Annotated in this window: 17 protein-coding genes; 3 read left to right on the forward strand and 14 right to left on the reverse strand. The window is 69.1% G+C overall.

The features are described 5' to 3' along the window. Positions 1-86: 86 nt before the first annotated feature. Positions 87-1,022, reverse strand: coding sequence for a DMT family transporter (locus Q3A80_RS25970; RefSeq protein WP_446331673.1), 936 nt, complete (start codon positions 1,020-1,022; stop codon positions 87-89). 396 nt (positions 1,023-1,418) lie between these two features. Between Q3A80_RS25970 and gloA the strand changes: the two genes are divergently transcribed. After that, positions 1,419-1,808, forward strand: coding sequence for a lactoylglutathione lyase (gene gloA / locus Q3A80_RS25975; RefSeq protein ID WP_446331674.1), 390 nt, complete (start codon positions 1,419-1,421; stop codon positions 1,806-1,808). A 110-nt stretch (positions 1,809-1,918) separates the two neighbouring features. On the opposite strand, the gene Q3A80_RS25980 is transcribed toward gloA, so the two are convergent. The 5 genes from Q3A80_RS25980 to glyQ are packed head-to-tail and all read right to left on the reverse strand — an operon-like array spanning position 1,919 to position 7,384. Continuing rightward, positions 1,919-2,830, reverse strand: coding sequence for a M48 family metallopeptidase (locus tag Q3A80_RS25980; protein ID WP_446331675.1), 912 nt, complete (start codon positions 2,828-2,830; stop codon positions 1,919-1,921). 45 nt (positions 2,831-2,875) lie between these two features. Then, the gene (locus tag Q3A80_RS25985; RefSeq protein WP_446331676.1) at positions 2,876-3,640 is read right to left on the reverse strand and encodes a lysophospholipid acyltransferase family protein; all 765 of its coding nucleotides are present in this window, start codon (positions 3,638-3,640) and stop codon (positions 2,876-2,878) included. A 43-nt stretch (positions 3,641-3,683) separates the two neighbouring features. After that, the gene (gene gmhB / locus Q3A80_RS25990; RefSeq protein WP_446331677.1) at positions 3,684-4,247 is read right to left on the reverse strand and encodes a D-glycero-beta-D-manno-heptose 1,7-bisphosphate 7-phosphatase; all 564 of its coding nucleotides are present in this window, start codon (positions 4,245-4,247) and stop codon (positions 3,684-3,686) included. Positions 4,248-4,257: 10 nt separating this feature from the next. Then, a complete protein-coding gene (glyS, locus tag Q3A80_RS25995; protein WP_446331678.1) occupies positions 4,258-6,357 on the reverse strand; it encodes a glycine--tRNA ligase subunit beta in 2,100 nt (699 codons plus the stop codon). 22 nt (positions 6,358-6,379) lie between these two features. After that, on the reverse strand, positions 6,380-7,384 hold the full coding sequence (glyQ, locus tag Q3A80_RS26000) for a glycine--tRNA ligase subunit alpha (RefSeq protein WP_080294533.1): 1,005 nt from the start codon (positions 7,382-7,384) through the stop codon (positions 6,380-6,382). Between the two features lie 355 nt (positions 7,385-7,739). Between glyQ and Q3A80_RS26005 the strand changes: the two genes are divergently transcribed. Beyond that, complete coding sequence (locus Q3A80_RS26005) at positions 7,740-9,377, forward strand: tetratricopeptide repeat protein (RefSeq protein WP_446331679.1); 1,638 nt, start codon at positions 7,740-7,742, stop codon at positions 9,375-9,377. A 144-nt stretch (positions 9,378-9,521) separates the two neighbouring features. On the opposite strand, the gene lnt is transcribed toward Q3A80_RS26005, so the two are convergent. From lnt to Q3A80_RS26045, 8 genes are all read right to left on the reverse strand, one after another. After that, positions 9,522-11,219 (reverse strand): apolipoprotein N-acyltransferase, encoded by a 1,698-nt coding sequence (gene lnt, locus Q3A80_RS26010; RefSeq protein WP_446331680.1) that lies wholly within the window; start codon positions 11,217-11,219, stop codon positions 9,522-9,524. A gap of 52 nt (positions 11,220-11,271) precedes the next feature. After that, positions 11,272-12,159 (reverse strand): HlyC/CorC family transporter, encoded by an 888-nt coding sequence (locus Q3A80_RS26015; RefSeq protein WP_446331681.1) that lies wholly within the window; start codon positions 12,157-12,159, stop codon positions 11,272-11,274. A 329-nt stretch (positions 12,160-12,488) separates the two neighbouring features. Further along, positions 12,489-12,638 carry a hypothetical protein gene (locus tag Q3A80_RS26020; protein ID WP_446331682.1) on the reverse strand — a complete coding sequence of 50 codons (150 nt, stop codon included), beginning with the start codon at positions 12,636-12,638 and terminating at the stop codon, positions 12,489-12,491. Positions 12,639-12,712: 74 nt separating this feature from the next. Next, the gene (locus tag Q3A80_RS26025; protein ID WP_446331683.1) at positions 12,713-13,345 is read right to left on the reverse strand and encodes a gamma-glutamylcyclotransferase; all 633 of its coding nucleotides are present in this window, start codon (positions 13,343-13,345) and stop codon (positions 12,713-12,715) included. A gap of 14 nt (positions 13,346-13,359) precedes the next feature. Beyond that, the gene (gene ybeY / locus Q3A80_RS26030) at positions 13,360-14,136 is read right to left on the reverse strand and encodes an rRNA maturation RNase YbeY (RefSeq protein ID WP_446331684.1); all 777 of its coding nucleotides are present in this window, start codon (positions 14,134-14,136) and stop codon (positions 13,360-13,362) included. Between the two features lie 166 nt (positions 14,137-14,302). After that, complete coding sequence (locus Q3A80_RS26035) at positions 14,303-15,349, reverse strand: PhoH family protein (RefSeq protein WP_446331685.1); 1,047 nt, start codon at positions 15,347-15,349, stop codon at positions 14,303-14,305. 33 nt (positions 15,350-15,382) lie between these two features. Further along, positions 15,383-16,756: a tRNA (N6-isopentenyl adenosine(37)-C2)-methylthiotransferase MiaB gene (gene miaB / locus Q3A80_RS26040; RefSeq protein ID WP_446331686.1), complete on the reverse strand. Its 1,374-nt coding sequence runs from the start codon at positions 16,754-16,756 to the stop codon at positions 15,383-15,385. 296 nt (positions 16,757-17,052) lie between these two features. Beyond that, a complete protein-coding gene (locus tag Q3A80_RS26045) occupies positions 17,053-17,985 on the reverse strand; it encodes a LysR family transcriptional regulator (protein ID WP_446331687.1) in 933 nt (310 codons plus the stop codon). Positions 17,986-18,131: 146 nt separating this feature from the next. Here Q3A80_RS26045 and Q3A80_RS26050 point away from each other — a divergent pair, with 146 nt between their 5' ends. Further along, a complete protein-coding gene (locus Q3A80_RS26050) occupies positions 18,132-19,307 on the forward strand; it encodes an MFS transporter (RefSeq protein ID WP_446331688.1) in 1,176 nt (391 codons plus the stop codon). The last annotated feature ends 155 nt before the right edge of the window (positions 19,308-19,462 follow it).

Here is a 19,462-nt window from a genome sequence, read left to right on the forward strand (position 1 = left end):
CCTATCGCGGGCAGCCTTTTTGTTTTCGCGAACCGGTTGCGGCGCTTTCGTCGGTTGTGCCGATCCCGGCGCGCGCCCGGCCGACGTTACGCGCGCTGCCGCGGCGGCGCGTTGACGAGTGCGATCCCGAGCAGCACCAGCGCGGCCGCCGACATGAAGCGCCAGCCGACCGATTCGCCGAGCAGCAGCACGCCGAACGCGACGCCGAACAGCGGCGACAGGAACGTGAACACGGACAGCCGCGATGCGCTGTAGCGCGTCAGCAGCCAGAACCACGACAGATAGCTGACGAACGCGACGATCACCGACTGGTACGCGAGGCTCGCAAGCGCGATCGGCGTGACGCGCGCGAACGACATCTGGCCGAGCAGCGCCGCAAGCGCGACCAGCACGGCGGCCGACACCGCGAGCTGATAGAACAGCGTCTTGCTCGCACTCGCGCGTGCGAGCGACGTCGAGCGCACGACGACCGTCGTCGCGGCCCACATCGCGCCGCCGAGGATCCCGAGCGCGTCGCCGGCCAGCCCGGCCAGGATCGATGCACCGGGCGCACGCGGCTTCAGGAAGCCGTCCGCGAACGCGAGCGCGATGCCGGCGAACGCGAGCGCGACGCCGGCCCACTGCACGCGCTGCAGCCGCTCGCCCGGCGCGAACAGGTGCAGGCCGAGCGCGGTGAAGCACGGCGCGGTGTACAGGAAGATCGCCATGTGCGACGCGCTCGTCAGCGTCAGCCCGAAGAACACGCAGATGAATTCGCCGGCGAACAGTGCACCGGCCGCGATGCCCGCGCCGAGCGTGCCGTCCGCGCGGAACAGCGGCGTGCCGCGCGAGCGCGCCCAGCCCCACAGCAGCAGCGCGGCGATCACCGAACGCAGCCCCGCCTGGAACATCGGCGGGATTGCCGCGTTCGTGCTCTTGATCGCGACCTGCTGGAAGCCCCAGATCGCGCACAGCAGCAGCATCACGCCGACGGCGCGCGCGTCGAGCGCACGGCGCACGGGGGATCCGGCGAGCGCGGTCATCGGCGGACCTCGCCGATGCGGCGGGAAGCAGGCAGGAACGCAGCCGGAAGCGTAGGCAGGAACGCAGGCAGGAACATCGGCAGAGGCGCGCGGACGGCGCGTCCGGTACGCTCGAATCGGCGGTTTCGCACGGCAGGCAATGTGGCTGAATGGGGCGGTGGTCGCGTTCCGGCGGCGGGCAGCATGCCCGCTTTTGGTGCGAAGTGGAAGGATGTTACCCAATCGGCACGCGCCGCGGGGGCCGTCCGGCGGGGCGGTGAATGCGACCGGCACGCGCGCCGGCCGGGTCGCGCCGATGCGCGCTGCCGGCAGACCGCCGGCCGGCCGCCGACGGCGAGATTCACGCGACTCCGGTAGAATTTCCGGTTCTGGAAAGTCCCCACAGGAGTACAAAACATGCGTTTGCTGCATACGATGCTGCGAGTCGGCGATCTCGACCGCTCGATCAAGTTCTACACCGAATTGCTCGGCATGAAGCTGCTGCGCCGCGAGGATTATCCGGAAGGCAAGTTCACGCTCGCGTTCGTCGGCTATGAAGCGGAAAGCACGGGCACCGTGATCGAGCTGACCCACAACTGGGATACGCCGTCGTACGATCTCGGCAACGGTTTCGGTCACCTGGCGCTGGAAGTCGACGACGCGTACGCGGCCTGCGAGAAGATCAAGGCGCAAGGCGGCAAGGTCACGCGCGAAGCGGGCCCGATGAAGCACGGCACGACCGTGATCGCGTTTGTCGAGGATCCGGACGGCTACAAGATCGAGTTCATCCAGAAAAAGGCGCACTGAGCGCCGGATGAGCGGCCCGCGGCGCACGGCATGCGCGGTGCGGGCGGAAAAAACGGGCGATGCGGAGTGATCCGCATCGCCCGTTCGTTTTGCCGGCGCGGCCGATTGCGTTACAGCGACGGCAGCAACTCGGGCGGGTGGTGCTTCAGCGTATGCCGCGCTTCGCGGAATTCCGGGAAGATCGATTCGACGGTCTGCCAGAACGCCGGGCTGTGGTTCATTTCGCGCAGGTGCGACAGCTCGTGCGCGACGACGTAGTCGATGATCGACATCGGGAAGTGGATCAGCCGCCAGTTCAGCCGGATCTTGCCGTCGCTCGAGCAGCTGCCCCAGCGCGTCGCGGCCGACGACAGCGCATACGTCGAATACGTGACGCCGAGCTTTTGCGCGTAGACCACGAGGCGTTCGCCGAAGATCCGCTTCGCTTCGCCCTGCAGCCAGCCCTGCACGCGATCCTTGATCTGCTGCATGTCGGCCTGCGCGGGCAGCGGCAGCGACAGCCGTTGCACGTCGGCGTCGAACGCGACGGCGCCCGCGCCGAGCGCGATCGTGATCGTCTTGCCAAGATACGGGAGTTGCGCGCCGTCGCGCCAGTCGATCTGCGGCAGCGCGCGCTGCTCGGTGCGGGTCTTCCATTCCGCGAGCTTCGCGAAGATCCAGCGCTGCTTTTCAGCGATCGCCGCTTCGATGTCGGCGAGCGTGACCCAGCGCGGCGCGGTGATCGCCAGCCCGCTGCCGTCGATCGTGAAGCCGATCGTGCGGCGCGCGGAGCGCTTGAGCCGATACTCGAGCACGCGGCTGTCGACGACGAACGTACGGATGCGCGAACGATCGGGCGCGGGGCCCGGATCGAGCGGCGCCGCGGGGACCGCGGGCGCCGCGGCCGCTTCAGGCGGCGACGGCGGTGCCGCTGGCGCCGGCGATGCCGGCGCGGCTGCTGCCGGCGCGTCGAAGAGCGGCAGGTCCATCTGGCGATGATCGAGGGCCACGACGGCAGGCCGTGGCCGCGGACGCTTTTTCATCTGTTCGCTTCGTTTCGTCGTACGCAACGGCTGCAATCCGGTAATTCAGACGCGCGCGGCATCGCGCGCGCCGGCATTGCCCGGCTGGCGATAGGCATCGGGATCGATACGGCGCATTTCCGCTTCGATCCATGCTTCGACCTGCGAGTTCAATACGTCGGGCGTCTTGCCTTCGACCGGAATCGGCTTGCCGATCGACACGGTGACGACGCCCGGGAATTTCGTAAACGAATTGCGCGGCCACACATGACCTGCATTGTGCGCGATCGGCACGACCGGCGTGCCGGTTTCGATCGCGAAGCGCGCACCGCCCGTCTTGTACTTGCCTTGCTTGCCGACCGGCGTGCGCGTGCCTTCGGGGAACATGATCATCCATGCGCCTTCCGACAGGCGCTTCTTGCCCTGGCGGATCACCGACACGAACGCGTTCTTGCCTTCCTTGCGGTTGATGTTGACCATGTGCAGCATCCCGAGCGCCCAGCCGAAGAACGGCACGTACAGCAGCTCGCGCTTGAACACGTAGCAGAGCGGCTTCGGCATCAGCGCCGGAAACGCGAGCGTCTCCCATGCGGACTGGTGCTTCGACAGCAGCACGGCCGGGCCGTCGGGCAGGTTTTCCATCCCTTCGATCCGGTAGCGGATGCCGTTCAGCCAGCGCACGACCCACAGCGTCGACTTGCACCAGCCGGCCGCCATCCAGTAGCGCGCGTCGGGACGCATGAACGGGAACGCGATGAAGCACGCGGTCGCGTACGGCACCGTGTACAGGATGAAGTAGATCAGCAGCAGCAGGGAGCGGACGAAGCGCATCGGCGTGGGTCTGGCTGTAAGGAGGATGCGCGCGGCGGCTGCATCACTCGTGTTCGTGTGAAAGGAAATCGAGCGCGAATGCGCGCAGGTCGTCGTGCACCTTCGTGCCGTCCGGCAGATTGCCCGCGGCGAGCGTCTTCTTGCCCTTGCCGGTCAGCACGAGATGCGGCTGGAAGCCGACCGCGACGCCGGCCAGCAGGTCGCGCAGCGCATCGCCGACGACCGGCGTGTGCGCCGGATCGATCTCGAAGCGCTCGGCGATCATCTGCATCATGCCGGGTTTCGGCTTGCGGCAGTCGCAGTGATCTTCCGACACGTGCGGGCAGAAGAACACCGCGTCGATGCGCGCGCCGACCGCAGCCGCCGCGCGATGCATCTTCAGGTGCATCGCGTTGAGCGCGGCCATGTCGAACAGCCCGCGGCCGATGCCGGACTGGTTGGTCGCGACGACCACGCGGTAGCCCGCGTGATTGAGCCGCGCGATCGCCTCGAGGCTGCCGGGCAGCGCGATCCACTCGTCGGGCGTCTTGATGAACGCGTCCGAATCGACGTTGATCACGCCGTCCCGGTCGAGGACGACGAGCTTGCGGTTGGGGCTGATCGGCATCGTCCGGCCTTTATGCGGCAAGCTTCGAGATGTCGGCGACGCAGTTCATCTGCTGGTGCAGCGCGGCCAGCAGCGCGAGACGGTTCGCCCGCAGCGCGGGATCCTCCGCGTTGACCATCACGTCGTTGAAGAACGTGTCGACCGGCGCGCGCAGCGCGGCGAGCGCCGACAGCGCGCCCGTGTACGCACGCGCCTCGAGCTGCGACTGCACGTGCGGCGTGACGGCCGCGAGCTGTTCGTGCAGTGCCTTTTCGGCCGCCTCGACGAGCAGCGTCGGCTGCACCGCGCCGTTCGTGCCGCCTTCGGACTTCTTCAGGATGTTCGAGATCCGCTTGTTCGCGGCCGCGAGCGCTTCGGCTTCCGCGAGGCGCGTGAATTCGCGCACCGCGTCGAGGCGTGCGACGAGATCGTCGACACGCGTCGGGTTCAGGCTCAGCACCGCGTCGACTTCGCCGGCCGAGTAGCCGCGTTCGCGCAACAGGCCGCGCAGGCGGTCCATGAAGAACGCGAAGATCGCGTCGGTCGATTCGGCGACGCCCGGCACGCCCGCGAAGCGCGCATGAGCCGTGCGCAGCAGCGACACGAGATCGAGCGGCAGCTGCTTCTCGAGCAGCAGGCGCAGCACGCCGAGCGCGTGACGGCGCAGCGCGAACGGATCCTTCTCGCCGGTCGGCGCGAGGCCGATGCCCCAGATGCCGACGATCGTCTCGAGCTTGTCGGCCAGCGCGACCGCGGTGGAGACCGGCGTGGTCGGCAGCGCGTCGCCGGAGAAGCGCGGCTGGTAGTGCTCGGCGCACGCGAGCGCGACGTCGTCCGGTTCGCCGTCGTGGCGCGCGTAGTACGTGCCCATCGTGCCCTGCAGTTCCGGGAACTCGCCGACCATGTCGGTCAGCAGGTCGGCCTTCGCGAGGCGCGCGGCGCGCTTCGCGTGCGCGGCATCGGCGCCGATCGCGGGCGCGATCTCGCCGGCCAGCGCCTCGAGGCGCTCGACGCGCGCGAGCGCCGAACCGAGCTTGTTGTGATAGACGACGTTCGCGAGCAGCGGCACGCGGTCGGCGAGCGGCTTCTTCTTGTCCTGCTCGAAGAAGAATTTCGCGTCGGCGAGGCGCGGGCGCACGACGCGCTCGTTGCCTTCGACGATCTCGTCCGGCGTCTTCGTGTCGATGTTCGACACGATCAGGAAGCGCGAGCGCAGCTTGCCCGCGACGTCGGTCAGCGCGAAATACTTCTGGTTCGTCTGCATCGTGAGGATCAGGCATTCCTGCGGCACCTGCAGGAATTCGTCCTCGAAGCGGCACGGATAGACGACCGGCCATTCGACCAGCGACGTCACTTCGTCGAGCAGCGCCTCGGGCATCACGACGGTGTCGCCGTTCGCGTGTTCGTTCAGCTGCGTGCGGATCGTTTCGCGGCGATCGGCGAAGTGCGCGATCACGCGACCCTTGTCGCGCAGCGTGTCCGCATACGCGCGCGCATGCTGGATCGCGACGAGGCCGTCGGACAGGAAGCGGTGGCCGAGCGTGGTATCGCCGGCGTCGATGCCGAACGCGGTGACGGGCACGACGCGATCGTCGTGCAGCACGGTCAGGCGGTGCACCGGGCGCACGAACTTCACGTCCGAGCCGTCCGGGCGCTGGTAGGTCATCACCTTCGGGATCGGCAGCTTCTCGAGCGTTTCGTCGAGCGCGGCCTGCAACCCGTCGGCGAGCGTCGCGCCGGCCGCCGAATAGTTGACGAAGAACGCTTCGGCCTTGCCGTCCTGCGCGCGCTCGAGATCGGCGATCGTCAGGTCCGGGTGGCCGAGCGCCGCGAGCTTCTTCGCGAGCGGCGCGGTCGGCTTGCCTTCGGCGTCGAGCGCGACCGATACGGGCAGGACCTTTTCGCGGACCTGTTTTTCGGGCGCGACGGCGCGCACGTTCTGCACGACGACCGCGAGGCGGCGCGGCGTCGCATAGCGTTCGAACACGAGTTCGCCGTCGACGAGGTCGCGCGCCGCGAGGCGTTGCGCGAGACCTTCGGCGAATGCGTCGCCGAGGCGCGCGAGGGCCTTCGGCGGCAGCTCTTCGGTCAGCAGTTCGACGAGCAGGGGGGCGGGATGATTGTGCGTCATGTGTGGAATAAGTCTCGTCTCGTCAGTCCTGATCGATCTTGCGTTCGACCTTCAGCGGCGGCGCCCATGCCGGCTGCGCGGCGTCCTGGGCATCGGTGGTGAGGCCCGGCACGCCCGGCGGATTGCCGAGCATCGGGAAGCCGAGCTTCTCGCGCGAGTCGTAGTAAGCCTGCGCGACGAGACGCGACAGCGCGCGGATGCGGCCGATGTACGCCGCACGTTCGGTGACCGAGATCGCGCCGCGCGCGTCGAGCAGGTTGAACGTGTGGCCGGCCTTCAGCACGAGCTCGTACGCGGGCAGCGCAAGCTGCGCGTCGATCATCTTCTTCGCTTCCGCTTCGTAGCTGTTGAAGAACGTGAACAGCAGGTCGACGTTCGCGTGCTCGAAGTTGTAGGTCGACTGCTCGACCTCGTTCTGGTGGTACACGTCGCCGTACGACAGGCGGCGCAGCTCGGGGCCGTTCGGGCCTTGCTCCTCCCACTCGGTCCACACGAGGTCGTACACGTTCTCGACCTTCTGCAGGTACATCGCGAGGCGCTCGAGGCCGTACGTGATCTCGCCGAGCACCGGCTTGCAGTCGAGGCCGCCGACCTGCTGGAAATACGTGAACTGCGTGACTTCCATCCCGTTCAGCCACACCTCCCAGCCGAGGCCCCACGCGCCGAGCGTCGGGTTTTCCCAGTCGTCCTCGACGAAGCGCACGTCGTTCTGCTTCAGGTCGAAGCCGAGCGCCTCGAGCGAGCCGAGGTACAGGTCGAGGATGTTTTCCGGCGCCGGCTTCAGCACGACCTGGTACTGGTAGTAGTGCTGCAGGCGGTTCGGGTTCTCGCCGTAGCGGCCGTCCTTCGGGCGGCGCGACGGTTGCACGTACGCGGCGCGCCACGGCTCGGGGCCGACCGCGCGCAGGAACGTGTGGACGTGCGACGTGCCCGCGCCGACTTCCATGTCGATGGGCTGGAGCAGAGCGCAACCCTGCTTGTCCCAGTAGGACTGCAGCGTCAGGATGATTTGCTGAAACGTAAGCATGAAGAGCCTTCGTGGCGCTGGCGCTCCGTTGCGGGCGGCGCTCCGGGCAACGCCCGGAGGGTCGGCTCGCGCGGCGGCGCGGCTTGTTAGTGTGCTGAAACGTGCAATTTTACCGGATCGGCGACCGGATGCGGCCTGAACGCGGATGAACGGTCCACCGGAAGCATTTCGACGGTCGGCGCGCGGCTGCGAGATGGCCGTGCGCGAGGGGCCGGCGGGCGCGTCGCATGCGTCGGCGCCGCGCGGCGATGCGCCGGTCGAGCCGCTTGCCGCGTCGCGCGGCGCGGGCGTTAAGATGCGCATATCGCGGTGCGCGCGACGCCTGCCGCGCGACCGCTTGCCCACTCCGGACCGCATGGACGATTCGAACGATTTCCTCATTCCGCTGATGCCGCCGCTGCTTGCATTGCTCGGGCAGGCGGCCGACGCACGCGCGCGCGGCGACCACGATGCGCACGCACTCTGGCTCGCCGCGGCCGGCCATCTGCACGCGGTCGACATGGCCGCGCTCGCGCAGCTCACGGTAACGCTCGTCGCGCGGCAGCGCGCGGCCGACGCGCTCGCGCTCGCCGAATGCGCGGCGCGCGTGCATTCGGGCGCCGATGCCCGTTTCAACCACGGCTACGCGCTGCAGATGCTCGGCCGCCATGCCGATGCGATCGCGCCGTATCGCGCCGCCCATGCGCTCGATCCGGGCTGGCCGTCGCTGCGCAACAACCTCGCGATCGCGCTGCGGCTGTCGGGCGGCGATCGCGGCGAGGAAATCGCGCTGCTGGAGACGGCCGTCGAAGCCGATCCGCACGACGTGCAGGCGTGGATCAACCTCGTCGTCGCACGGCTCGCGACGCACGATCTCGACGGCGCGCTCGTATGTGCGGCGCGGCTCGCGGAGATCGCGCCCGACAACGCGCTTGCGCTCAACAACATCGCGATGGCGATGAAGGAGGCGCAGCGCTGGGACGACGCCGAGCGCTACGCGGCGCGTGCGTGCGAGCTCGCGCCCGACGACGCGTCGTTCCGTTTCAACCTCGCGATCATCCAGCTCGTGCGCGGCAACTACGCGGCCGGCTGGCGCGGCCACGAGGCGCGCTGGGACGGCGCGGGCGAATTGCGCGGCCGCCGGCCGGCGCTGCCGGGGCCGCGCTGGCACGGCGAGCCGCTCGCGGGCAAGACGCTGCTGGTGTGGGGCGAGCAGGGGCTCGGCGACGTGCTGCAGTTCGCGCGCTTCGTCGCGCCGCTCGCCGAGCGCGTGCACCGCGACGGCGGCCGGCTCGCATGGAACACGTTTCCGCAGGTCGGCACGCTGATGCAGCGCAGCCTCGGCGCACATGCCGACGTATTCGGCGCGGGCGGCGATGTCGACGAACTGCCCGCGTTCGACTACGAAGTACCGCTGATCGGCCTGCCGCTGATGCTCGGGATGGAGACGTCGACGCTCGGCGCGTCGGTGCCGTACCTGCATGCCGATCCGGACGCACGCGACGCGTGGCGCGCGCGGCTCGCGGGAGAGAGGCGGCTGAAGGTCGGGCTCGTCTGGACGGGCAGCGCAGGGCACCAGCGCAATCCGTTCCGCCGCGTGGGCCTCGAACGCTATGCCGACGCGTTTCGCGGCGTCGACGACGTCGCGTTCTATTCGCTGCAGCCGGGCGCGGACGCGGACGTCGCCGCGGTGCGCGCGGCCGGTTTCGCGATCGACGACTTCACCGCGGAGCTGCGCAGCTTCGACGATACGGCCGCGTTCGTCGGCGCGCTCGATCTGGTGATCACGGTGTGCACGTCGGTCGCCCACCTGGCGGGCGCGCTCGGCGCGCGCACGTGGGTGCTGCTCGACGTGAATCCGCACTGGCCGTGGCTGCTCGAACGCACGGACAGCCCGTGGTATCCGACCGCGACGCTGTATCGGCAGCCGACGTTCGGCGCATGGGAGCCGGTGATGGAAGCGGTCGCGCGGGACTTGCGCGCTTTGGCCGCCGACGCGCAGCGGACCGCGTGAGCGGCGCGGCGTCGCTCGCGTCATGCGTGCCGGCTGGCCGGCGTGTCGTGCCGACGAAACGCAGTGCGGCGAACGGCGGCACGCGGCACGGCCCGCATGCCGGAACGGCCGCCGCCGCGCGTCGCGCGACAGCGGCCCGATGCGTCACACGTGCCGGTCGTCGCCGGCCTTCGTGCCGTTGCGGCGGCGCAGGCCCGGCCCGAGCGTGAAGCCGAACGCGAGCAGCACCAGCGACACCGCGAGCACGATGCTGTTGCCGCTCGTCACGTACGGCGTGAAGCCGCTCGTGCCTTCGATGCGCACGTCGAGCGAGCCGATCGTGAACGGCTTCAGCTGGCCGAGTACGCGGCCGTGCGCGTCGATCGCGGCGGTCATCCCGGTGTTGGTCGAGCGCAGCATCGGCCGGCCCGTTTCGAGCGCGCGCATCCGCGCGATCTGCAGGTGCTGGTCGAGCGCGATCGTGTCGCCGAACCACGCGAGGTTCGTCACGTTGACGAGCACGCCGGGCGGCTGCGGATTGTCGCGGATGGTCGCGGCGATCTCCTCGCCGAACAAGTCCTCGTAGCAGATGTCGGCCATCACGGGCTGGTTGTGCACGAGGAACGGCTTCTGCACCGGCGCGCCGCGCGCGAAGTCGCCGAGCGGCATCTTCATCAGGTCGACGAACCAGCGAAAGCCCCACGGGATGAATTCGCCGAAGGGCACGAGGTGGTGCTTGTCGTAGTGATAGATGTCGCGCGAGTGCGGCGTCACGCCGTACAGGCTGTTCGTGTAGTCGACGTAACGGCCCTCGGGCGTGACCGACGCGCCGACCGCGCCGAACAGCACGGCCGAGCCCGTCGTGTCGCTGAACTTGCGGATCGCGACCGCGAACGGCTCGGGCAGCTCCTGGATCATCACCGCGATCGCGGTCTCCGGCGTGACGATCAGATCGGCCGGCTTCTCGACGATCATCTGCGTGTACATCTTGATCGCCGCGTCGATGCCTTCCTGTTCGAACTTGATGTCCTGCTTCACGTTGCCCTGCAAGAGCCGCACCGTGAGCGGCGCGTTCGCGGGCACGGTCCACGTGGCCTGCGACAGCGCGACGCCGGCCGCGACGAGCGCGACGGCGATGCCGGCCGGCGCGATCACGCGCACGCGCGCATTGCCCGCGGTGCCGCGGCTGGCCGCGGCCGCCGGCGCGGGCCGCGCGGCGACGAGCGCCTGCACGACCAGCGCGGCGAACAGCGCGAGCACCCACGCGATTCCGTACACGCCGACGACCGGCGCGAAGCCCGCGAACGGCCCGTCGACCTGCGGATAGCCGCTCGCAAGCCACGGAAAGCCGGTAAACACGGTGCCGCGCAGCCATTCGCCGAGCGCCCATGCGCTCGCGAACGCGAATGCGCCGTGCCAGCTCGGCGAGAACGGCCGCGGATCGGGTTCGCGGCGATGCCATGCATGCCCCGCGCAGAACGACCACAGCGCCGCCGAGAACGCCGGGTACAGCGACAGGTACAGCGCAAACAGCACCAGTGCGCCGCCCGCGAGCGGCGCGGCCATCTCGCCGTACACGTGCATGCTGATGTAGAGCCACCAGACGCCGCTGATGAAGTTGCCGAAGCCGAACGCGCCGCCGGTGAGCGCGGCGCCGCGCCAGCTCGACGTGCGCGTCAGCTGCGCGAAAAACCAGACGAATACGGCGAGCTGCAGCCAGCCGCCGTGCGGCGTCGGTGCGAAGCTGAGCGTATTGGCCGCGCCGGCAAGCAGTGCGGCCGGATAGTGCCAGCGCGGCAGCGCGCGGCCGGGCGCCGGCGCGAGAAGACCGCCAGCCGGGCGGGACGGAATCGGTTCGTCCATGTGAAGCGAAAGGGGGCGAGCGGTTGAAGGAGACGCGGCCGGCGCGAGACGGTCAATCCTCGTGCGAGGTTTCGGCGCGGCGGCTCGCGAGCGGGTTGCGGCGCACCAGCAGCACGTGGATCTGGCGCGCATCGCCGCGCTGGATCTCGAACACGAGGTTGTCGAGCTGCAGCTTCTCGCCGCGGTGCGGCACGCGGCCGAAATGATGGGTGATCAGCCCGCCGATCGTGTCGACCTCGTCGTCGGGGAAATCGGTGCCGAACGTCTCGTTGAACTGTTCGATCTCGGTGAGCGCGCGCACGCGATAGCGGCCGTCCGGCCCCGAGATGATGTTGCCGGCTTCCTCGTCGAAGTCGTATTCGTCCTCGATGTCGCCGACGATCTGTTCGAGCACGTCCTCGATCGTGATCAGGCCCGCGACGCCGCCGTATTCGTCGACGACGATCGCGAGATGGTTGCGGTTCACGCGGAAGTCGTGCAGCAGCACGTTCAGGCGCTTCGATTCCGGAATGAACACGGCCGGGCGCAGCATTCCGCGCACGTCGAATTCCTCTTCGGCGTAGAAGCGCAGCAGGTCTTTCGCGAGCAGCACGCCGATCACGTTGTCGCGGTTCTCCTCGTACACGGGGTAGCGCGAGTGCGCCTTCTCGAGGACGAACGGGATGAAGTCTTCGGGCTTGTCGGCGATGTTGATCGCGTCCATCTGCGCGCGCGGCACCATGATGTCGCGGGCGCACAGATCGGACACCTGGAACACGCCCTCGATCATCGACAGCGAGTCGGCGTCGATCAGGTTGCGTTCGTGGGCGTCCTGGAGGATTTCCAGCAGCTCGGTCCGGGATTCCGGCTCGGGCGAGATGAAGTCGGTCAGGCGCTCGAGCAGCGAGCGCTTTTCTTGCGGTTTGTCGGTGAGCTTACGACTGGGATACGAATCGTTCATGGTGGTGCGCCCGGGTCATGCCGGGGCGCGCGGTCACGGAGTAGGCAAGGATACACCAAGGGCATGGCGCGGCCGTGTCACCCCGGCCGTCCGGCCGAGGGCACGCGGCGCGCGCGGGCCCCGCTCGGAAACGGCCGCGCCGGGCGCGGCGGTGTCCTCGGGTCCATCCTATCTCAGAAAGGCGCGCCGGGGCAGCGGCGGCAAAAAAGCGGGGCGCAACGGCGACCGGCCGGCCGGTCGGTCGCCAGCGGCATTTCGTCGCGTGCGGGGCGCGGCGGGCGGTGCTGCGCGCATGGGGCCGGATGTGCGGACGGCCGAAATCGCAGCAATCAGAAGCGCATGCCGGCCGAGCAACCGCCGCCGGCCGCGCCGTTGGTCGCGACACCGCCGCAGCCGAAGATGCCGCAGCCGGACAGCGCAACGCTCGCGGCGACGAGCAGCGCGGCCAATGCACAGCGCGATCTGCGTGACGATTTCATGGGGAGCGGTTCTCCTTCGAAGCCCGCGGCGCGGCGGCCGGCGTCGTGCAAGCATTGCGTTGCGCGGCGGCGCGTCACCGGCATCGCGCGAGCAACCCTTCCAGCGCGCGATCGGGAATGCCGCTCGCGCGCAGCGCGTCGACGGTGCGGCTCACGTAGTCGAGCGTCGTGCCGTAGCGGCCGGCCGCGCAGCTGAACACTTCCTTCACGACCGGGTCGGTCAGCTTGCCGGTGTATGTCGGCGCGTCGCGGCGCATCACGAACGCGAGCGCGGTCACGCGTTCGCCGGTTTCGAGCGAGCACGGCAGCCACGCGGGCCGGTACGAGCCCATCGGCATCTCGCGCTTCCACAGCGTCTCGAGATGCGGCTGCGCGGTCGGGCCTGCGAGCCGGAACGCGATGCCCGAGCACGAACCGCCGCGATCGAGCGCGAGCACGAGGCCCGGACGTTCGGGCGTGCCGCGGTTCACGCGCGACCACAGGTAGAGCCCGCGGTGGTAGCCGTGCACCTTGCCGCGCACGGCGGCGACGGTCGGCAGCCCCGGATTCCAGATCAGCGAGCCATAGCCGAACAGCCAGAGATCCTGCTGGCCGTCCCAGTCGCGCATCGTGTGCGCGAGCGACGCCGCCAGTTCGTCGTCGGTCAGCAGCCGTCCTTCGCCGATCGACGGCGGGTAGGCGGGCGGCAGCATCGCGGCGTGGTGCATGGGGCGGACGGCGCTTACCGGTACGGGTTCGGGAAGCCCAGCTTCGCGAGGATGTCGACTTCGAGCGCTTCCATTTCGGCCGCGTCCTCGTCGCTCGTCTCGTGATCGTAGCCCTGCGCGTGCAGCGCGCCGTGCACCAGCAGGTGCGCGTAATGGGCCGCGAGCGGCTTGCCCTGTTCGTGCGCTTCCTTCTCGACGACCGGACAGCACAGCACGAGGTCGCCGATCACGGTGCCGTCGGGGGCCGGATCGTACGCGAAGGTCAGCACGTTGGTCGGGTAGTCCTTGTGGCGATAGCCGGCGTTCAGCGTGCGGCCTTCCGCCTCGCCGACGAAGCGCACGGTGAGCTGCGCGCTGGCGAACAGCGCCGGCTCGATCCATTCGGCGATCAGCTTGCGCTTGGGCAGCGCCTTGCGCACGTCGGCCGTGATCTCGTCGCCGTACTGCACCGACAGGTCGAGCTCCAGTTCGCGCAGCCCTTCTTCCATTTCCTCGTCGCGCGGCGCGGGTTCGGCGCCGACGTGCAGCGTCACGCTGTCGTAGTGCTCGGGTTGCAGCGCGAGCTTCGCGCGCATCGCCGGATCGTTATGCTGTGCGACGATCGCGACGGCGGCGTCGCCCGAGCTGCCAGACAGGTCGAACATCAGGCTGCGGCCGTCCGGGAAGTCGATTCGCAGGCCCTGCGCGTTGACGGTCCGGGCCTTGCCCTTCGCATCGAACAGCGAAAGACGAGGGGATTCGGGCGCGGCGGATTGCGCGCGCCCGGACTTGCGAGAACGGGAAGATTTCATGACCGGTACGGCGATTGGAACGCGTTGAGGATACACCAAACGGCCGATCGCGCCCGAATTCGGACCGGGCCGCGCGCGGGCAAAAAAGCCCGGCGCGCCGTCGGGCGGGCCGGGCCGTCGGCCGGTGCGGCGCGCGGGGCGCCGCCGGCGGTTCATGCGTGCGGACTCACGCGTCCTTGTGCTGCGCGTGGAAGTCGTCGTATGCCTCGACGATGCGCGCGACGAGCGGATGGCGCACGACGTCCGCGCTCGTGAAGCGCGTGAGCGCGATGCCGCGCACGCCGCCGAGCACCTGCTGCGCCTCGACGAGGCCGCTCTTGTGCCCGCGCGGCAGGTCGACCTGGCTCGTGTCGCCGGTGACGACGGCCTTCGAGCCGAAGCCGATCCGCGTGAGGAACATCTTCATCTGCTCGGGCGTCGTGTTCTGCGCCTCGTCGAGGATGATGAACGCGTGATTCAGCGTGCGGCCGCGCATGTACGCGAGCGGCGCGATCTCGATCATCTGGCGCTCGAACATCTTCGCGGTCTTGTCGAAGCCGAGCAGGTCGTACAGCGCGTCGTACAGCGGCCGCAGGTACGGGTCGACCTTCTGCGCGAGGTCGCCCGGCAGGAAGCCGAGCCGCTCGCCGGCCTCGACGGCCGGACGCGTCAGCACGATCCGCTTGACCTGGTCGCGCTCGAGCGCGTCGACCGCGCATGCGACCGCGAGGTAGGTCTTGCCGGTGCCGGCCGGCCCGATGCCGAACGTCACGTCGTGCGACAGGATCTGCTTCAGGTATTCGCGCTGCGCGGGCGTGCGGCCGCGCAGATCGGCGCGCCGCGTGTAGAGCTTCGGCGCCGGCTCCTCGTCGGGATTCTCGTCGTCGAGCTGCGCGGCCGGCTCGTCGAACGGATGGTCGGGGTCGCCGCGGAAACGCACGTCGAGCGTGTCCTGGCGGCCGTTGCCGGCGGTGTGACGCACTTCGACCAGCGCGAGCTGGATATCGTCGACCGACAGCGGATCGCGCGCGCGGTTGTAGAAGTTTTCGAGCGCCGCGAGCGCGAGCTTCGCGCCGCGCCCGCGGATCGTGATCCGGTGGCCGCGCCGCGCGAGCGTGACGTCGAGCGCCTGTTCGATCTGCCGCAGATTCTCGTCGAGCGGGCCGCAGAGGTTGGCAAGGCGCGCGTTGTCGTCGCGCGGCGCGGTGAATTCCAGTGCTTGGACGGTCTTCAAAGTAGCGTCGGGCTCCTGTTGAGCGTCAGTCGGTCAGTGGGTGGCCGCGCTCGCGTCGTCGCTCACGAGCAGCAGCTCGCCGCGCAGCGAGTGCGGGTACGCGTGGTTGATCTTCACGTCGATCATCTGGCCGATCAGCCGCGGGTGCGACGCGAGCGGCGCCGGGAAATTCACGACCCGGTTGTTCTCGGTGCGGCCCGACAGTTCGTTCGGGTCCTTGCGCGACGGGCCCTCGACGAGGATCCGCTCGACCTTTCCGACCATCGACTGGCTGATGCGCGCGACGTTTTCCTCGATGGTCGCCTGCAGATGTTGCAGGCGTTTGAGCTTCACTTCGCGCGGCGTGTCGTCGTGCAGGTTCGCGGCCGGCGTGCCGGGGCGCGGGCTGTAGATGAACGAGAAGCTGGTGTCGTAGCCCATCTCGTGCACGAGCGCCATCATCTTGTCGAAATCGTCCTCGGTCTCGCCGGGGAAGCCGACGATCATGTCGGTCGACAGCGACAGGTCCGGGCGGATCGCGCGCAGCTTGCGGATCACCGACTTGTATTCGAGCACCGTGTAGCCGCGCTTCATCGCCATCAGGATGCGGTCCGAGCCGTGCTGGACCGGCAGGTGCAGGTGGCTCACGAGCTTCGGCACCTTCGCGTACGTGTCGATCAGGCGCTGCGTGAACTCCTTCGGATGCGACGTCGTGTAGCGGATCCGCTCGATGCCGGGGATGTCGGCGACGTATTCGATCAGCGTCGCGAAATCGGCGATGTCGGCGGAACCGGCCGTCAGCGCGCCGCGGTAGGCGTTCACGTTCTGGCCGAGCAGCGTGACTTCGCGCACGCCCTGATCGGCGAGGCCGGCCACTTCGGTCAGCACGTCGTCGAGCGGACGCGACACTTCATCGCCGCGCGTGTACGGCACGACGCAGTAGCTGCAGTACTTCGAGCAGCCTTCCATGATCGACACGAACGCGCTCGGCCCTTCGACGCGCGCGGGCGGCAGATGGTCGAACTTCTCGATCTCGGGGAACGTGATGTCGACCTGCGCACGGCCGCTTTCGCGGCGCGCGTCGATCATCTGCGGCAGGCGGTGCAAGGTTTGCGGGCCGAACACGAGGTCGACGTACGGCGCGCGCGACACGATCGACGCGCCTTCCTGGCTCGCGACGCAGCCGCCGACGCCGATCAAGAGGCCCGGCTTCGCTTCCTTCAGCTCGCGCACGCGGCCGAGGTCGGAGAACACCTTTTCCTGCGCCTTTTCACGTACCGAGCACGTGTTGAACAGGATGATGTCCGCGTCTTCCGGGGTATCGGTCTTCTCGAGGCCTTCGGCCGCATTGAGCACGTCCACCATCTTGTCCGAGTCGTACTCGTTCATCTGGCAGCCGAAGGTCTTTACGTAAACTTTTTTCGTCATGGGGATTCGCCGTTCGCAGTGGTTGACCTGGGGGCGTCGTCAAGGGTGAATCGGGACGGCCGCTGCCGGTGCAGCGGCGCGGGCCGCAGCCTGCCGGTGCCTCGGTGGCGCAAGGGCCGGCCTGGGCGCGCCGCGCGCGTCGTGCGAGCCGGTCGCAAGCGCGTGAAAAGCCGTCGGGAAAGCCTTCCATTATAGCTTTACGCGGTGTCCACGGCGGCTACCGGGCTGCACACGGGTTGCACGCGCGCGACGGCGCTCGTCGTCTTCCGACCCTGAACGGGGCGAGGCGGCCGCCGTCAGCGGCACGCGTTCAGCAGGTCGTCGAGCGCCGCTTCTTCCCGCGCGAAGCGTTCGGCGAGGAAGTCGAGCAGCACGCGCACGCGCGGCGCCATGTAGCGCTTGCTGTGATAGATCGCATGCAGCGGCGCGTCCTGATGGCGCCAGTCGGGCAGCAGCACGCGCAGCCGGCCGGCGCGCACGTCGTCGGCGATGTCCCACAGCGACTTCAGCGCAATCCCGTGGCCGCGCAGCGTCCATTCGCGGGTCAGGCCGCCGTCGTTGGTCTCGAATGCGGTCGACACGGGCACCGTGTGGGTCTGCACTTCGTCGCCGCGCGTGAAGCGCCACGTGTTCATCGGGCCCGACGCGATCGTGATCACGTTGCAGGGAAAGCGGGCCAGATCGTGCGGGTCGGCCGGCACGCCGTGGCGCTCGACGAACGACGGCGCCGCGCACAGCACGCGCCGGTTCGCGGCGAGCCGCCGCGCGATCAGCGCGCCGTCGGGCGGCGCGGCGAAGCGGATCGCGAGATCGATCTCGTCCTGCCACAGGTTCGACGCCGAATCGGATGCCGTCAGCGAGAACGTGACGCCCGGATGCAGCGTCGTGAATTCGTCGAGCCAGTCGAGCAGCTGGTGGCGGCCGAAATCGGACGTCGACGACAGCCGCACCTTGCCGGCCACCACGTTGCGGCCTTCCTGCAGCACCGCGTGCGCGTCGTCGAGCGCCTGCAGCGCCTGGCGGCAGCAGTTCAGGTAGAGCCGGCCTTCGTCGGTGAGCCGCAGTTGCCGCGTCGAGCGCTCGAACAGCCGCGTCGCGATCTTCGCCTCGAGCTTCGCGAGGCGCGCGCTCGCGGCGGCCGGCGTCAGGTTCAGCTTGCGCCCGGCCGCGGACAGGCTGCCGAGTTCGGCGGCCTCGACGAACAGCCGGATATCGCCCAGTCGATCCATCGGATTTTCCAGAATCTTTTGAAAATGGTTCAAATGCCACGCCAATTATCAAAGATAGGCGTATTCGGGACAATGCGCGCACATCCCGCTTTTTGTGCGGTGCGGCACCGACCGGGCGCCGCGTCCGCCGCCTCCCGGAGAACGTCATGCCCATTCCGCTCCTGGCGCTCGCGATCAGCGCCTTCGCCATCGGCACCACCGAATTCATCATCATGGGGCTGCTGCCCGAGGTCGCACACGACCTCGCCGTGTCGCTGCCGTCGGCCGGGCTGCTGGTCACCGGCTACGCGCTCGGCGTCGCGGTCGGCGCGCCGCTGCTCGCGGTGCTGACGAGCCGCATGCCGCGCAAGGCCGCGCTGCAGCTGCTGATGGCGATCTTCATCGTCGGCAACGTGCTGTGCGCGAGCGCATCCGGCTACGCGATGCTGATGGTCGCGCGCGTCGTCACGTCGTTCGCGCACGGCTCGTTCTTCGGGATCGGCGCGGTGGTCGCCGCGTCGCTCGTGCCGGCCGACAAGCGCGCGAGCGCGATCGCGCTGATGTTCACCGGCCTCACGCTGTCGAACGTGCTCGGCGTGCCGTTCGGCACGTTCGTCGGCCAGTTGCTCGGCTGGCGCGCGTCGTTCTGGATCGTCGCGGCGCTCGGCGTGCTGTCGCTCGGCGGCGTCGCGCTGCTGGTGCCGAACCGCCACGACAGCGGCCCCGTCGGCCTCGGCCACGAGGTGCGCGTGCTGAAGGAGCCGCAGGTCTGGCTCGCGCTGCTGATGACGGTGCTCGGCTTCGGCGGCGTGTTCGTCGTGTTCACGTACATCGCGCCGATTCTCGAAACCGTCACCGGCTATTCGCCGCGCGCGGTCGCGCTGATCCTCGTGCTGTTCGGCGCCGGGCTGACGGTCGGCAACACGCTCGGCGGCAAGCTCGCCGACCGCGCGCTGATGCCGTCGCTGATCGCGATTCTCGTCGCGCTGATGGCCGTGATGGCCATGTTCGCGAGGACGAGCCATCTGCCGGTCGCGGCCGCCGTGACGGTATTCGTGTGGGGGATCGCCGCGTTCGCGACGGTGCCGCCGCTGCAGGCGCGCGTCGTCGAGAAGGCCGCGAGCGCGCCGCATCTCGCGTCGACGCTGAACATCGGCGCGTTCAACGTCGGCAACGCGGGCGGCGCGTGGCTCGGCGGGCTCGCACTGACGCACGGTTTCGCGCTCGATGCGCTGCCGTGGGTCGCCGTCGCGGTTACGTTCGCGGCGCTCGTCGTAACGTTCGTCGCGATGCGGCTCGATGCGCGCGCACCGGCGCGCGGTGCGGCGCCGGCCGCGCATTGATTGCCGCATCGGGCGGCGGGGCGTCGTCGCGCCGTCGCGATAGCGGCACGAAAAGGTTCGCGAGAAACGCATTCCTCCGCGATGCTGATAACGGTGTGAAGATAACTTCGTTTGCCGGCCCGGGGCCAGGTGATAGCGTCTCGATACGCGCCGTT

It is taken from the genome of Burkholderia sp. SR8 (genome assembly GCF_052851275.1).

What these genes read in the sequence shown, in the direction of transcription:
- ybeY (WP_446331684.1), bottom strand. Translation starts at nt 14,136, where the DNA reads ATGAAATCTTCCCGTTCTCGCAAGTCCGGGCGCGCGCAATCCGCCGCG.
- Q3A80_RS25980 (WP_446331675.1), bottom strand. Translation starts at nt 2,830, where the DNA reads ATGAAAAAGCGTCCGCGGCCACGGCCTGCCGTCGTGGCCCTCGATCAT.
- Q3A80_RS26005 (WP_446331679.1), top strand. Translation starts at nt 7,740, where the DNA reads ATGGACGATTCGAACGATTTCCTCATTCCGCTGATGCCGCCGCTGCTT.
- Q3A80_RS26050 (WP_446331688.1), top strand. Translation starts at nt 18,132, where the DNA reads ATGCCCATTCCGCTCCTGGCGCTCGCGATCAGCGCCTTCGCCATCGGC.
- Q3A80_RS26025 (WP_446331683.1), bottom strand. Translation starts at nt 13,345, where the DNA reads ATGCACCACGCCGCGATGCTGCCGCCCGCCTACCCGCCGTCGATCGGC.
- miaB (WP_446331686.1), bottom strand. Translation starts at nt 16,756, where the DNA reads ATGACGAAAAAAGTTTACGTAAAGACCTTCGGCTGCCAGATGAACGAG.
- Q3A80_RS26020 (WP_446331682.1), bottom strand. Translation starts at nt 12,638, where the DNA reads ATGAAATCGTCACGCAGATCGCGCTGTGCATTGGCCGCGCTGCTCGTC.
- gloA (WP_446331674.1), top strand. Translation starts at nt 1,419, where the DNA reads ATGCGTTTGCTGCATACGATGCTGCGAGTCGGCGATCTCGACCGCTCG.
- Q3A80_RS25985 (WP_446331676.1), bottom strand. Translation starts at nt 3,640, where the DNA reads ATGCGCTTCGTCCGCTCCCTGCTGCTGCTGATCTACTTCATCCTGTAC.
- Q3A80_RS26045 (WP_446331687.1), bottom strand. Translation starts at nt 17,985, where the DNA reads ATGGATCGACTGGGCGATATCCGGCTGTTCGTCGAGGCCGCCGAACTC.
- Q3A80_RS26015 (WP_446331681.1), bottom strand. Translation starts at nt 12,159, where the DNA reads ATGAACGATTCGTATCCCAGTCGTAAGCTCACCGACAAACCGCAAGAA.
- gmhB (WP_446331677.1), bottom strand. Translation starts at nt 4,247, where the DNA reads ATGCCGATCAGCCCCAACCGCAAGCTCGTCGTCCTCGACCGGGACGGC.
- glyQ (WP_080294533.1), bottom strand. Translation starts at nt 7,384, where the DNA reads ATGCTTACGTTTCAGCAAATCATCCTGACGCTGCAGTCCTACTGGGAC.
- glyS (WP_446331678.1), bottom strand. Translation starts at nt 6,357, where the DNA reads ATGACGCACAATCATCCCGCCCCCCTGCTCGTCGAACTGCTGACCGAA.
- lnt (WP_446331680.1), bottom strand. Translation starts at nt 11,219, where the DNA reads ATGGACGAACCGATTCCGTCCCGCCCGGCTGGCGGTCTTCTCGCGCCG.
- Q3A80_RS25970 (WP_446331673.1), bottom strand. Translation starts at nt 1,022, where the DNA reads ATGACCGCGCTCGCCGGATCCCCCGTGCGCCGTGCGCTCGACGCGCGC.